The sequence below is a fragment of the Pseudarthrobacter sp. NPDC058362 genome (genome assembly GCF_042723515.1).
Taxonomy (GTDB): domain Bacteria; phylum Actinomycetota; class Actinomycetes; order Actinomycetales; family Micrococcaceae; genus Arthrobacter.
On record NZ_JBHXIW010000002.1, the window covers coordinates 522,162 to 535,173 of the forward strand.

10 protein-coding genes are annotated in these 13,012 nt (G+C 69.1%); 5 read left to right on the forward strand and 5 right to left on the reverse strand.

Annotated features, from left to right (window positions below; translation table 11 throughout):
• Positions 1 to 38 precede the first annotated feature (38 nt).
• Positions 39 to 416, forward strand: a complete 378-nt coding sequence (gene nirD, locus ACFWIX_RS06925; protein WP_377215375.1) for a nitrite reductase small subunit NirD — start codon at positions 39 to 41, stop codon at positions 414 to 416.
• Here the strand turns inward: nirD and ACFWIX_RS06930 are convergent.
• Positions 413 to 2,188, reverse strand: a complete 1,776-nt coding sequence (locus ACFWIX_RS06930) for a phospho-sugar mutase (protein WP_377215376.1) — start codon at positions 2,186 to 2,188, stop codon at positions 413 to 415. The two genes, nirD and ACFWIX_RS06930, sit on opposite strands and share 4 nt — an antisense overlap.
• A 185-nt stretch (positions 2,189 to 2,373) precedes the next feature.
• Between ACFWIX_RS06930 and ACFWIX_RS06935 the strand changes: the two genes are divergently transcribed.
• Both ACFWIX_RS06935 and ACFWIX_RS06940 read left to right on the forward strand, forming a co-directional pair.
• The gene (locus ACFWIX_RS06935; RefSeq protein WP_377215377.1) at positions 2,374 to 4,176 is read left to right on the forward strand and encodes an L-lactate permease; all 1,803 of its coding nucleotides are present in this window, start codon (positions 2,374 to 2,376) and stop codon (positions 4,174 to 4,176) included.
• Positions 4,177 to 4,306: 130 nt separating this feature from the next.
• Positions 4,307 to 5,074: a FadR/GntR family transcriptional regulator gene (locus ACFWIX_RS06940; protein WP_377215378.1), complete on the forward strand. Its 768-nt coding sequence runs from the start codon at positions 4,307 to 4,309 to the stop codon at positions 5,072 to 5,074.
• A 39-nt stretch (positions 5,075 to 5,113) separates the two neighbouring features.
• On the opposite strand, the gene ACFWIX_RS06945 is transcribed toward ACFWIX_RS06940, so the two are convergent.
• The gene (locus ACFWIX_RS06945; protein ID WP_377215379.1) at positions 5,114 to 5,932 is read right to left on the reverse strand and encodes a purine-nucleoside phosphorylase; all 819 of its coding nucleotides are present in this window, start codon (positions 5,930 to 5,932) and stop codon (positions 5,114 to 5,116) included.
• A 93-nt stretch (positions 5,933 to 6,025) separates the two neighbouring features.
• Between ACFWIX_RS06945 and ACFWIX_RS06950 the strand changes: the two genes are divergently transcribed.
• Positions 6,026 to 7,441, forward strand: a complete 1,416-nt coding sequence (locus ACFWIX_RS06950) for an NAD(P)H-quinone dehydrogenase (RefSeq protein ID WP_377215380.1) — start codon at positions 6,026 to 6,028, stop codon at positions 7,439 to 7,441.
• Between the two features lie 74 nt (positions 7,442 to 7,515).
• Here the strand turns inward: ACFWIX_RS06950 and ACFWIX_RS06955 are convergent, their stop codons facing one another.
• On the reverse strand, positions 7,516 to 7,848 hold the full coding sequence (locus ACFWIX_RS06955) for a hypothetical protein (protein ID WP_377215381.1): 333 nt from the start codon (positions 7,846 to 7,848) through the stop codon (positions 7,516 to 7,518).
• A gap of 252 nt (positions 7,849 to 8,100) precedes the next feature.
• On the opposite strand from ACFWIX_RS06955, the gene ACFWIX_RS06960 reads away from it, so the two are divergent.
• Positions 8,101 to 9,213, forward strand: coding sequence for a hypothetical protein (locus ACFWIX_RS06960; protein ID WP_377215382.1), 1,113 nt, complete (start codon positions 8,101 to 8,103; stop codon positions 9,211 to 9,213).
• Between the two features lie 16 nt (positions 9,214 to 9,229).
• Here ACFWIX_RS06960 and ACFWIX_RS06965 read toward each other — a convergent pair whose 3' ends face one another.
• Entirely contained in the window at positions 9,230 to 10,789 is a 1,560-nt protein-coding gene (locus ACFWIX_RS06965) for an FAD-dependent oxidoreductase (protein WP_377215383.1), read from the reverse strand.
• Positions 10,786 to 13,011 carry a molybdopterin oxidoreductase family protein gene (locus ACFWIX_RS06970; RefSeq protein WP_377215384.1) on the reverse strand — a complete coding sequence of 742 codons (2,226 nt, stop codon included), beginning with the start codon at positions 13,009 to 13,011 and terminating at the stop codon, positions 10,786 to 10,788. The genes ACFWIX_RS06965 and ACFWIX_RS06970 overlap by 4 nt, the downstream gene beginning before the upstream one ends.
• Position 13,012: the final 1 nt, after the last annotated feature.

Sequence of the window (13,012 nt, forward strand, 5' to 3'; positions counted from 1 at the left end):
GCAGGCACGGACCACCACCACGGGGAGAGGAGCCGGACATGACGGCAACACTGGAATTTGGGGCACTGGCTACCGGTACTGACGCGGCCGCCGGAACTGCGGGCTGGCACCGGGTGTGCCCGGTGACGGACCTCGAACCCGCATGGGGCGAGGCGGCACTCGTTGCCGGTCGCCAGGTGGCACTGTTCCGTACGGGGGACAGGGTCTATGCCGTCGCCCAGGAGGACCCGGCCACGGGTGCGCACGTCATGGCGCGCGGCATCCTGGGTTCGAAGGGCAGCCGCCTGACGATTGCCTCGCCGCTGCACAAAGAGGTCTACGACCTGGAAACCGGGCAGTGCTTCAGTACGCCCGGCCTTGCCCTGCCCACGTTCCGCACCCGTCTTAACGACGGCTGGGTGGAAGTGGAGCTCTAGAGCCCCAACGCCTCACTCACGTCGCGCAGCACCTCGTCCAGGGCTGCCCGGGCCGCCTGCCGCGCCCCGGGCAGTTCCGCGGCGGAGCCCACTTCCTGGATGACCTCCAGGTAGCACTTGAGCTTCGGCTCGGTGCCACTGGGACGGATGATCACGCGGGTGAGGTCGCGGGTGATGTAGAACAGGCCGTCCGTGGGCGGCAGTTGCTCCGAGCCCTCGGCCAGGTCGGTAAACACCTCCACAGCCGATGAGCCGAACGATTCCGGCGGGGACACCCGCAGCCGGTTCATCATGGCGTCCAGCAGGCCCAGGTCTGCCACGCGGATGCTCAGCTGGTCGCTGGCGTGCAGGCCGTGCTGCAGGTAGAGCTCGTCCAGCGTGTCGAACACGGTTTTCCCGGCTGCCTTGGCGGCTGCGGCCAGTTCCGCGATCAGCAGCGCGGCCGAGATGCCGTCTTTGTCCTTGACCAGCTCCGGAGCCACGCAGTAGCCGAGGGCTTCCTCGTAGCCGTAGACCAGGCCGGGGACCCGCGAAATCCATTTGAACCCGGTCAGGGTTTCCTCGTGTGCGTAGCCCGCGGCGGTTGCGATACGCGCCAGCAGGCGCGACGAGACGATCGAATTGGCGAACACGCCGCGGTTCCCTTCACCGGTTTCGCCGGATCGGGTGCCGCCTGCGGCCGCGGCATCCGCTGCTGCCAGGCGCGCCGCCACGTGGGCGCCCAGCAGGGAGCCAACTTCATCCCCGCGGAGCATGCGCCACTCGCCGGTGTCAGGGTCCTTGGCTGCCACGGCGGCCCGGTCAGCGTCAGGATCGTTCGCGATGACGATGTCCGCATCCAGCCGGCCGGCGGTTTCCAGGGCAAGGTCCAGGGCGCCGGGCTCCTCGGGGTTGGGAAAGTTGACGGTGGGAAAGTCCGGGTCAGGTTCGGCCTGTTCGGCGACGAGTGTGACGTCATTGAATCCCGCCGCGGCCAGGACGGCCAGGGCAGTTTGCCCGCCCACGCCGTGCATCGGAGTGAGCACGACGCGCAGGTCCCGGGCGGGAAAGTGCTCAGGCCGGGCGAGCCCTGCCGTGTCGTGCAGGTACCCGGCGGCAAGGTCCTCGCCGAGGACTGTCCACCCGTCCGGAGCCAGCGTGATGGAATCGGGCGGCCCGACGGCGTCGATCCGCGCGGCGATTTCGGCGTCGTAGGGCGCAACGATCTGGGCCCCGTTGCCGCTGTCCGGGACGGCGTGCCGCCCCAGGTAGACCTTGTAGCCGTTGTCCTGCGGCGGGTTGTGGCTGGCGGTGACCATCACGCCGCCGTCGCACTCCAGCGCCCGGACGGCGTACGCCAGCACGGGAGTGGGAAGCGCCGCGGGCATCAGGAAAGTCTCGATGCCGGCAGCGGTGAAGATGGCGGCGCTCTCCCGGGCAAAGATGTCGGAGTTGTGCCGGGCGTCGTAGCCGACGACGGCGCGCGGCCGGGTTCCCGGGGATGCGTCGCCCACCGTACTGACCAGGAAGTCCGCGAACCCTGCCGCTGCGCGGCGCACCACCACGCGGTTCATCCGGTTCGGGCCGGGGCCGAGGGCTGCCCGGAGTCCTGCCGTGCCGAACTGGAGCGTGCCGTTGAAGCTGTCCTGGAGTTCCTGCAGCGCTGCCGGGACACCGTCTTCTGCGAGCCGGAGCAGGTCGCGCAGGGCCGCGGCGGTGGCGGGATCGGGGTCCTGGGCGGCCCATCCGCGGGCTTCGTCGAACAGGCGGAGGGCGGCATCGGAAGACGTCATGGTCCTAACGCTATCGTCATTAGCCCGCCGCCTGCTGCAACACGTGCCGTCGGGGACAGGCTGCCGCCACATTGAAACGTGAACGGGCTCACATTTTTCCCGATCATGGGCTACACTCCTATGGTCAGACCATAGTGGTCTGACCAAACAAGCTTCCGTTCGTCCCCTCAACGTGGAGGAAATCCATGGACAATCTGGCCGTTCTGGCTCCTTTAGCTTTGGCGCCGATCCTCGTGGTCGGCGTCCTTCTGGCCGGCCTGCGCTGGCCAGCGAAATTCGCCATGCCCGTGGGCTACGCCGTTGCGGTGATCGTAGCGCTGCTGGTGTGGCGGATGGACTTCACCGGCATCCTCGCGGCCTCCCTGGAAGGACTCATCACCGCAGGCACCATGCTGTACATCGTCTTTGGCGCACTGCTGCTGCTGTCGACCCTCACGGTCAGCGGCGCGATGTCGGCCATCCGGGCCGGCTTCAACAACATTTCCCCGGACCGCAGGGTCCAGGCGATCATCATCGGCTGGCTCTTCGGCAGCTTCATCGAAGGTGCTTCCGGGTTCGGAACCCCGGCTGCGGTGGTGGCACCCCTGCTGCTGGCGCTTGGCTTCCCTGCCATGGCCGCCGTCATGGTGGGCCTGGTCATCCAGAGCACCCCGGTGAGCTTCGGCGCCGTCGGCACCCCTATCATCATCGGCGTCGGCCAGGGACTGGGCGGCGACCCCGCCGTCGCTGCGCGCGTCAGCGTCCTGGGCCTGACCATGCCCGAGTTCATCAGCTCCATTGGTTTACAGGTCGCCTCCATCCACGCCCTCGTGGGCCTGCTGATTCCACTGATTCTGGTCTGCATGCTGACCGGCTTCTTCGGTCCGGAGAAGCGTTTCCGGGACGGCCTGGCCATCTGGCCGTTCGCACTCTACGCCTCGGTGGCCATGACGATCCCGTCTGTCCTGACGGCACGGTTCTTCGGCCCCGAATTTCCGTCGCTCTTTGGTGGCCTGATCGGCCTCATGCTGGTCATGTTCACCTCCAGCCGCGGCTTCCTGATGCCTCGGGAAACGTTCGACTTCGGCCCGCGCTCCACCTGGTCCGAGCGCTGGACGGGATCCCTCGAACCGGCCAAAGCTGCAGACCTCAGTGCCCCCATGGGTGCTGTCCGCGCGTGGGCACCCTACGTGCTGATGGCGCTGCTGCTGGTATCCACCCGGGTGATTCCGGAACTGAAGACGTTCCTGGTGGGGCTCGCAGTGCCGGTCAAGGACATCCTGGGCTCAGGCATCAGCACCAGCATCCAGCCGTTCTACCTCCCGGGCTTCGTGCTCATCCTCGCCTCGGTCTTCGCTTTCGTCCTGCACCGCATGAGCGGCCGGCAGATTGCCCGGGCGGTCAAGGTATCCGCCAGCCAGCTGGCGGGTACAGCCGTGGCGCTGATGTTCGCGGTGCCCCTGGTCCGCATCCTGATCCAGTCGGGACCGGAACTAAATGCTTCCGGCCTGTCCAGCATGCCGGTCACCCTGGCCGAGGGTGCCGCCGCGGTGTCCGGTGGAGCCTGGCCCCTGATCGCGCCCTGGGTGGGCGCGCTGGGAGCCTTCGTTGCCGGATCCAACACCGTGTCCAACCTGACGTTTTCGCAGTTCCAGTTCTCCACCGGCGCCCAGATCGGGGTCCCGCCGGAGGCGGTCGTGGCGGCCCAGGCCGTGGGCGGCGCGGGAGGGAACCCGATCTCCATCCACAACATCGTCGCCGCGTCGGCTACGGTGGGCCTGCTGGGCCGGGAAGGCGACCTGCTGCGGCAGACAGTCCTGGTGACCACGTACTACTGCCTGGCCGGCGGGATCGCGGCGTTCCTCTTCATTCATGGCTTCGGCTTCAACGCGGGCACCGTCCTGCTGGTCCTGCTCCTTGCCGGACTTGCCCTGCTGGTCCGCTGGATGTGCCGGCAGCAGCCTTCCCGCGCAGTGCACCGGCAGGCTGCGGAAGCTGTCGGGCGCTGACATCCGCCGCAGGGGATCCACAGGGCGCGCCGGCTGTTGCGTAAGGTGGGATGGCCGGATGCTGCGAGGCAACCGGCCATCCCTGCAATAAGGTAGGCGGAACAGTTGCCCTGCCGCGGAAGGAACCAGAGTGACAGCCGGAGAAGCCGGTGCGGCCCCCCGCGGCCGCACGCACGACGCCCTCCTGAAGGACATCGAGGCGGACCTCCGCTCGGGCAAGATCAAGCTGGGCGACCGGCTTCCGGGCGAGCGCGCGCTGGCAGAGGCCTACGGCATTTCCCGGGCGTCCGTCCGTGAGGCGATCCGCGTGCTCGACGCTATGGGCGTGCTGCGCCGCTCAGTGGGATCCGGACCCACGTCGGGCGCCATCGTCATTTCCGATCCGTCGGTGGGGCTCTCGTCCGCCCTGCGGCTGCATGTGGCCAGCAGCAGGCTTCCGGTGGCGGACATCGTGGAGACCCGCATCCTGCTGGAGACCTGGTCCGCCAGGGCGGCGGCAATACGGGAGAACTCCGACCAAGACCTGGCGCAGGCCGCCGATCTGCTGCGGGCCATGGACAACACAGACATCGACCGGGCAACATTCCACGAGCTGGACGCCCGTTTCCATGTGGCGCTCAGTTCGCTGGCGGGCAACGCCGTGGTGGCCACGATGATGGAGTCCCTCAGCGGGTCCATCGTGGGATACGTCAAGGGCGCCATGGGGGCCATGGCGGACTGGCCGGAAGTCCTTGCCATACTGCGGTCACAGCACCACGGGATCTTCGACGCAGTGCGGGCCCGCGACGGCGACCTCGCTGCGCGCCTGCTGGAGAAACACATCGAATGGTTCCACCGGCAGGCCAAAGCGGCCACCGCCCCGCCCCAGGACAGCGCAGAGTCACCTCCGGCCGGATAACGCGCGCCGTCATGGGCCGGGAGCGACCCCGTGTTGCGGTTAAAGCCGGGCGATGATCCCTGCCAGCAGCTTGGAGATCCGGGGGCCGGCCGCCTGGCCGGACTCGATGACCTCCTGATGGCTCAGCGGCTGCGGACTGATGCCGGCGGCAAGGTTGGTGACCAGCGAAATCCCGAACACTTCCATGCCCGCATGCCGGCCCGCGATGGCTTCCAGGGCCGTCGACATGCCGATCAGGTCCGCACCGATGCGCTTGGCGTACTGCACCTCGGCGGGGGTCTCATAGTGCGGGCCCGGGAACTGGGCGTAGACCCCCTCGGCGAGGGTGGGATCGACGTCGCGCGCCACGCCCCGGATCCTTGGCGAATACAGGTCGGTCAGGTCCACGAACGTCGCGCCTTCCAGCGGTGACGTGGCCGTCAGGTTGATGTGGTCGCTGATCAGCACCGGCGTGCCGGGGGCCCAGTCCTCGTTGAGCCCGCCGCAGCCGTTGGTGAGGACCAGCGTCTTGCAGCCCGCGGCGGCAGCCACGCGAATGCCATGCACCACGGAACGGACACCCTTGCCTTCGTAGTAGTGCGTCCGCGCGCCCAGCACCAGGGCGCGCTTGCCCTCAGCGGTCAGGACGGAGCGGATGGTGCCCACGTGGCCTTCCACGGCGGGTGCATGGAAGCCGGGCACCTCCTGCGCGGACAGGGTGGCGGTGGTTTCGCCGATCAGGTCGGCGGCTTCACCCCAGCCGGAGCCGAGGACCAGGGCGACGTCGTGGCTGTCCACGCCCGTCTCCTCGGCAATGTAGTCGGCGGCGGCGCGCGCGGCGGCGAAAGGGTCCGTGTTCAGGAAGTCTGTTGTACTCACTGGTACAAGTTATCCTGCCGTTCCCCGTGCGCCCACCCCGGAAGGCCCGGGATTCTTGGCCCTCCGGCCCCGGATGGGCGAGAATGGTTGATTGTGACTACGCATCCAGATTTCAGTTCGCCCCGGATCGCAATCCTGGGAGGTGGTCCGGGCGGATACGAAGCCGCCATGGTGGCCGCCTCGCTCGGAGCGCAGGTGACCATCATCGAGCGCGCAGGCCTGGGCGGTTCCGCAGTCCTCACCGACGTGGTCCCTTCCAAGACCCTGATCGCCACGGCTGACCTGATGACCCGCGTGGGCGAAGCGGGGGAGCTGGGCGTGAAGTTCGACGTCGACGGTGGAGACTTCGTGCCGGTCATGCGGGCGGACCTCAAGCACATCAACGACCGCCTGCTGAACCTGGCCCGCAGCCAGTCCCGGGACATCCACGACGGCCTGGAGCACCAGGGCGTCCGCATCCTGGCGGGCTCCGGCCGGCTCCTGGACAACCACACCATTGAGGTTCTCACCGCGGACGGCACCGAGACCGTGGAAGCGGACACCATCCTCCTGGCTGTCGGCGCGCACCCGCGCGAGCTGGCCACAGCCCGACCGGACGGCGAGCGGATCCTGAACTGGACGCAGATCTACAACCTGGACGAGCTCCCTGAGGACCTGATCGTGGTGGGCTCCGGTGTGACGGGGGCCGAATTCGCGTCCGCATACAACGGCCTGGGCTCCAAGGTCACGCTGATTTCCAGCCGCGACCGCGTCCTGCCCGGCTCGGACACGGACGCTGCTGTGGTGCTGGAGGAGGTCTTCGAGCGCCGGGGCGTGCGGGTCCTCTCGCGGTCCCGCGCGGAGTCGGTGGAAAGGACGGACGAGGGCGTAGTGGTCACCCTGGGTGACGGCACGAAGGTCACCGGCAGCCACTGCCTGCTCTGCCTGGGCTCCATTCCCAACACCGCGGGCATCGGCCTGGAGGAAGCCGGCGTGGCCGTCAGCGAAAGCGGCCACATCAAGGTGGACGGCGTCTCCCGCACCACAGCGCCGAACATCTACGCCGCCGGTGACTGCACCGGGGTCCTGCCGCTGGCCTCGGTGGCCGCCATGCAGGGCCGCATCGCAGTGGCGCACTTCATGGGGGACACCGTCACGCCGCTGAAGCTGCACCAGGTGGCGTCGAACATTTTCACGTCCCCCGAAATCGCCAACGTGGGTGTCTCCGAGGCGGAGATCGACGCCGGCAAATACCAGGGCGACATCATCAAGCTTTCGCTGCGCAGCAACGCCCGCGCCAAGATGCGCAATCACCGGGACGGCTTCGTCAAGATCTTCGCCCGCAAGGGTTCAGGAACCGTCATTGGCGGCGTGGTGGTGGGCCCGAACGCTTCCGAGCTGATCTTCCCGATCGCCATCGCCGTGAAGCAGAAGCTGCATGTGGACGATGTGGCGAGCACCTTCACCGTTTACCCGTCGCTCACCGGATCCATCTCCGAGGCTGCCCGCCGCCTGCACGTGCACCTGTAGGCACCTGCCGGCAATTCCGGGAACCAGCACGGGCAACCGGTGTCGGCCCCGAGACCTGGGGCCTGCCGGGTTTGTCAGTGGCCACCCCCGAAAGCCTCAGGCCATGGCATGAGGTGCCCGTTGCAGAGCAGTGCCGGGGTCTCGCCCCACGCCTTGAGGTCAGCGGGGCCTATCCCGGGGATCCGGATGATTTGGCCGTAGGACTGTACCTGTCCGCCCTCCGGGAAGGGCGCGTCAGGGTTGTCGTTGAGTCCGGAGAAGGAGCAGATGGAGTTGGCGTTCTCCGGGCCGCGTTCCGTCTGGCCCCGGGGAACATCTTCCGGAGGGCCGGCTAGGGCTGGACCGCCACCGAGTCCGAGCAAGGCGAGCGTGCAGACGGCAGTTTTGAACAGCGTTGTGATGCGCATGGGATTCCTTTGCCTCTCGAGAGCTTCAGGCCGCAGGCGCTGCAGTCGGGTGCAAGCCTTGGCCCTGCCCAGCGCAGGCCTGCTACCTCGGGGCCGGATCAGGCCCGTGGCCGCATTTTACTGTGGGCAGGACGGCCGGGGAAGAGCCTGTGCTTGGCGGCGGCGGGAGGACGCGCGCGTCCCGCGGACGCCGTTGGAGGTCGGTACCTTCGGCCCTATGGCGGGCCTTAACCGGAGCCACACACTGGGTGCATGGTTGCAGTAGAGACATCGGCTGCGTGGGCCGGACGGCGCGGCTTCGCCGCAGCGATGACGACGGCGGCACTTGCCGTGTCCTTGGCCGCCTGCTCCCAACCGGCCGGCCAGGGCGGCCCGGGGTCCGCGCCGACAGCCAGCACGGACGCGGCCGGAGGAGGAACCGGCACGGGCAACCCTGCCTGTGACCTCATCACCCCAGAGATCGCCGGTAAGGTGGTCCCGGATCTGAGTCCGGTGGGCCAGGGTGGCGGTGCCAGGCCGCCGGGCAGCGAAGCGTATCTGTGTTCCTACTCCAGCAAGTCCGATTCCGGGTCCGTTGCCCTGTCCGTGGCGCTGACGTCGCCGGCATCCGCAGCGGACGTGGCTGCCGCGAAGTCGGCCCCGGACTGTTCGCCTGTCGCCGGGATCGGGGATTTCGCCTGTCTGCAGTGGACCGGGCATTTCCAGGGCGAGGCCGGCGGAGCATCGGCCAACGTGGTCCTGCATGCCGTCCGTGGCACTGAGGTCCTGGAAATGCCGTATGTTGTTCCGCCACCGATGGCGGGCAGCGTTCCCGACGGGGACGCAATGGCCCGCGCAGTATCCCAGGCTGCGATCGACGCCGGCTGGGGGAACGGGACGCCTCTCAACGTTCCCGCTGCACCCGCGGTGGGCCCGCCGGACTCCACCAACAATCCCGTTTGCGCCCTGCTTACCGCCGTCGAAGTGAGGCAGGCGTTCGGAGCGTCCAAGGAGCCGCAGGTGCTTCCCGGAGAAGTCAGTTGCCGGTACACCTTCGGCAACCTGGGCACCCCTGGCCCGGACTCTCTGATCTTCACCGTGGAAGTGCTCGAGGCAACCGGCCCGGGCCCCGACGCTCCGGCCATGGAAGGGGAAAGCATTGCAGGCCTCGGGGACAAAGCGGTCTTCCTGGCCAGGACCGAACCGACGGGCTCCAAATCGCTCCGTCCGGCGGCGAATGTGCCCACCACCGTCATGTACATCCAGGTGACCAAGGGCCAGACCCTCGCCACGTTCGTTGCCGAGATCCTGATCTCCCCGGCAGGACCATCCGCAGAGCAGACCAAACAGCAATTCATCGCGTTGGTCCGGAGCGCCAGGCTCTGACGCAGCATCGGCGCGGTCACGCGGCGGCTGGGGAGAAGTGTTTCTCGATCAGGCCCCTGATGTCATCGTGGCAGCCGCCGCAACCCGTGCCGGCGCGGGTCGACTTGGACACCTCGCCCACAGTGGAGCAGCCGCCCGCTACAGCGTCCGCGATGGTGCCGCCGGCTACCCCGGCGCACCGGCAGACGGTTACGGCCCGATCGGCCCCGGAAGACGCAGCAGGCTGGTCCGCGCCGTCCAGGCGGAGCAGCAGGGAACGGTCCGCCGGCAATTCGGCTGACCGCTCGAACAGCCCTACCAGCTCCGCGGCGGTTCGTGGCATTCCCACAGCCACGAGGCCTTCAAGAACGCCGCCGCGGGTGGTCATCTTCACGTAGCGGCCGTGTTCGGGGTCAGCCCACTGAGCCACCTGCAGGCGCGGCCGGCCGTCCACTGCCCCGGCGGTGAGCATTTCCTCGTCCCAAGGGTCGGCGCTGTTGTCCCCGGCCACGGCCAGGTTCATGCCGCGGGCCTTGAGGACGATCACGCCCGGCTTTTCCGCGGGCAGCTCAGGAAGCACCCCGGCTTCCTCCGACAGGCCGGAGGCCAGCAGCGTCAGGTACTCTGCCAGCCATTCGGCCTGGCGCCAGCCGGGACCCACCAGCCCGGACGGACCCGTGGCGTTACGGCAGGCCGAGCAGTCCGGGTCCGGGCAGCGCACCTCCGCGCAGTCGCCGACGGCGAAGATGTGCGGCTCGTGGTGGGCACGGAGCCGGTGGTCCACCAGGATCCCGGCGCCGGTGGAGAGTCCGCAGCCTTCGGCGAGTTCCGTCCGGGGACGCACCCCGCATGAGATGACCAGGAGGTCGCCGTCGATCGCCGAACCGTCGTCCAGCAGCAGCGCCGAGAATCCGCCGTCGGGCGCGTTGTGCTCAACGCCGGTGGATCGCGCGTTTCCGGCCATCCGGACGCCGCAGCGGCGCAGCCCCGCAGCCAGCACGGCGCCGCCGCCGCGGTCGATGTTGCGTCCCAGCGGGTGCGGGCCGTTGTGGACCACCGTCACCGTGGCGCCTTCCTCGGCCGCGGCGAGGGCTGTTTCCAGCCCCAGGACCCCGCCGCCCAGGACCACCACGCGCTTGCCGCCGTCCACCGCCCGCCGGAGCACGTCGGCGTCGCGAAGGTCGCGCAGGGCCGTCACGCCCGCCGGCAGGACCGGGGAGGTGGGGTCCGGGTTGATGCCCGTCAGGTTGGGGATGACCGGACGCGAACCGGTGGCGAACACCAGCCGGTCATAGTGGACGGAATCGCCACCGGACAGCAGGACCTGCTGCCGGGCGCGGTCCACCCGCCGGACCCGGACGCCCAGGCGGACGTCAACGCCCTCGGCCACCAGGGCGGCGGCGTCGGAGAGGGCGAGGGCGTCGGCCGTGGTGCGGCCAACTCCGAGGTCCGCCACCAGGACGCGGTTGTAGGCGGCTTCAGCTTCCTCGCCCACCACGGTCAGTCCCACGTGCCCGGCACGTACGGCGGGGAGGAGTTCGTCAACCAGCCGGGCAGCCACCGGGCCGAATCCAACAATGACAACCTGCTCGCTCATGAGGCCTCCGTCGTTTGAAGCATTTTGCTGGACAGGGGTGCAGCCACGGCCTGCACCCAAACCTTGTTGAATTTGAACTCAGGCATTCCGGACGTAGGGTCCGTGGCGGCCTCTGTCAACCGGTTTGCGCTGCCCAGGCCGGGGAAGTGGAACGGCAGGAAGACCGTGTCCGGCCGGATGTCGGTGCTGAGCTCGGCCTTGCACACCACCTCGCCGCGCTCGTTCGCCACGGACACCAGGGAGCCGGCCGTGATGCCCATCGCCTCGGCGGCCGCGGGGTGGACCTGGACCATCGCCTCGGGCTGGGATGCCAGCAGTTCGGTGACACGGCGTGTCTGCGCACCCGACTGGTAGTGCTCCAGGAGCCGGCCGGTGATGAGGGTCATGGTTTTCGCTGCCGGGTCAGGGCTGGCGGCAAGCGTTCGACGGCGGCGGGGGACCACGGGGGTCATCACGGCTTTGCCGTCCGGGTGGGCGAAGCGGTCCCGGAACAGCCGGGGCGTGCCCGTGCTGCCGGCAGGGTAGGGCCAGTAGGCGGCTTCCCCGCGGTCCAGCATCGCGTAATCGATGCCTGAGTAGTCCGCCAGGCCACCGGCGGAGGCGAGGCGCAGTTCCTCGAAGACGGTTTCGGGGTCCTCGCTGTACGTGGACGGGGCGTCCAGCCGCTCCGAAAGCCGCGCCATAATCCACAGTTCGCTGCGGGCACCGGCGGGCGGGGCCAGGGCCCGGCGGCGGCGAAGGACCCGTCCTTCCAGGTTCGTGAGGGTGCCTTCCTCCTCGGCCCACTGGAGCACCGGGAGGATGAGATCGGCCTCCGCGGCGGTCTCCGACATGAAGAAATCGCAGACCACCAGGAAGTCCAGGCTCCGCAGGCCGGCGGTCACGGCGTTCGCGTCGGGGGAGGCCACCACCACGTTGGAGGCGTGGATGAACAGGCACCGGACGCCGTCGGGCTGTCCCAGCGACTTCAGCAGCTGGACCGCCGGCAGGCCGGGACCGGGAATGGTTTCCTCCGGAACACCCCAGACGCGGGCCATATGGGCGCGGGCGGCGGGGTCGGTGATCTTGCGGTAGCCGGGCAGCTGGTCGGCCTTCTGGCCGTGCTCGCGGCCGCCCTGGCCGTTGCCCTGGCCGGTGAGCGTGCCGTAGCCGCTGCGTGCGGACCCGGGCAGGCCCAGCAGGAGGCTCAGGTTGATGGCCGCGGTGGCGGTATCGGTACCGTCCGTGTGCTGTTCCACGCCGCGGCCGGTGAGGATGTAGCTGCCGCCCTGGCGGGCGCCGGCGGCAAGCCTGCGGGCGGTTTCCCGGATGAGGTCGGCGGGGACGCCGGTGAGGGACTGGACGCGTTCGGGCCAGAAGGAGTTGACGCTGCGGACCACGGCGCTGTAGCCCGCAGTGCGTTCCTCGACGAAGGCCGTGTCCACCAGGCCTTCGTGGATGACCACGTGGGAGATGCCCAGCAGGAGGGTGAGGTCGGTGCCAGGCAGGGGCTGGAGGTGCAGGCCGCCGCCGTCGGCCGTGAAGGCGGCCGTGGCGGAGCGGCGCGGATCCACCACAATGAGCCCACCGGCGTCGCGCGCTCCCTTGAGGTGCTGGACGAACGGCGGCATGGTTTCGGCCACGTTGGACCCGAGCATGAGGATGGTGCTGGCAGTGTCCAGGGCCTCCAGCGGGAAGGGCAGGCCGCGGTCCACGCCGAAGGCGCGCATTCCGGCGGCCGCCGCGGAGGACATGCAGAAGCGGCCGTTGTAGTCGATGCGCGAGGTGCGCAGGGCCAGCCGGGCGAATTTGCCCAGCATGTAGGCCTTTTCGTTGGTGAGCCCGCCGCCGCCGAACACGCCGACGGCGTCGGCACCGTAGCGTGCGCGCACGTCCCGGACGGCGGAGGCGGCCAGGTCCAGGGCGTGGTCCCAGCTGATGGGCCGGTGCACGCCGTCGGGACCTTTGAGGAGGGGCTCGGTGATCCGGCCCGGGTGGTTCAGGAGGGTTGCGGAGGTCCAGCCCTTGCGGCACAGGCCTCCCCGGTTGGTGGGGAAATCGCGTCCGCTGACCTCAAGGGCGGCAGGTGCCGCAGCCGCCGGGGCGGAGGAGTGCAGGGTGGGCAGGAGCGGCACGGGGACTGGCCCCGGCTGGGGAGCCGGGGCCAGTTCCGCTGGAGACGTGAGCGTCATGGCGCACTGCAGGGCGCAGTAAGGGCAGTGCGTGTCGGCGCTGTTGGTCATG

Excerpts from the sequence above, each read along its gene's own strand:
- nirD (WP_377215375.1), top strand. The coding sequence starts at position 39 with ATGACGGCAACACTGGAATTTGGGGCACTGGCTACCGGTACTGACGCG.
- ACFWIX_RS06930 (WP_377215376.1), bottom strand. The coding sequence starts at position 2,188 with ATGACGTCTTCCGATGCCGCCCTCCGCCTGTTCGACGAAGCCCGCGGA.
- ACFWIX_RS06935 (WP_377215377.1), top strand. The coding sequence starts at position 2,374 with ATGGACAATCTGGCCGTTCTGGCTCCTTTAGCTTTGGCGCCGATCCTC.
- ACFWIX_RS06955 (WP_377215381.1), bottom strand. The coding sequence starts at position 7,848 with ATGCGCATCACAACGCTGTTCAAAACTGCCGTCTGCACGCTCGCCTTG.
- ACFWIX_RS06960 (WP_377215382.1), top strand. The coding sequence starts at position 8,101 with ATGGTTGCAGTAGAGACATCGGCTGCGTGGGCCGGACGGCGCGGCTTC.
- ACFWIX_RS06965 (WP_377215383.1), bottom strand. The coding sequence starts at position 10,789 with ATGAGCGAGCAGGTTGTCATTGTTGGATTCGGCCCGGTGGCTGCCCGG.
- ACFWIX_RS06970 (WP_377215384.1), bottom strand. The coding sequence starts at position 13,011 with ATGACCAACAGCGCCGACACGCACTGCCCTTACTGCGCCCTGCAGTGC.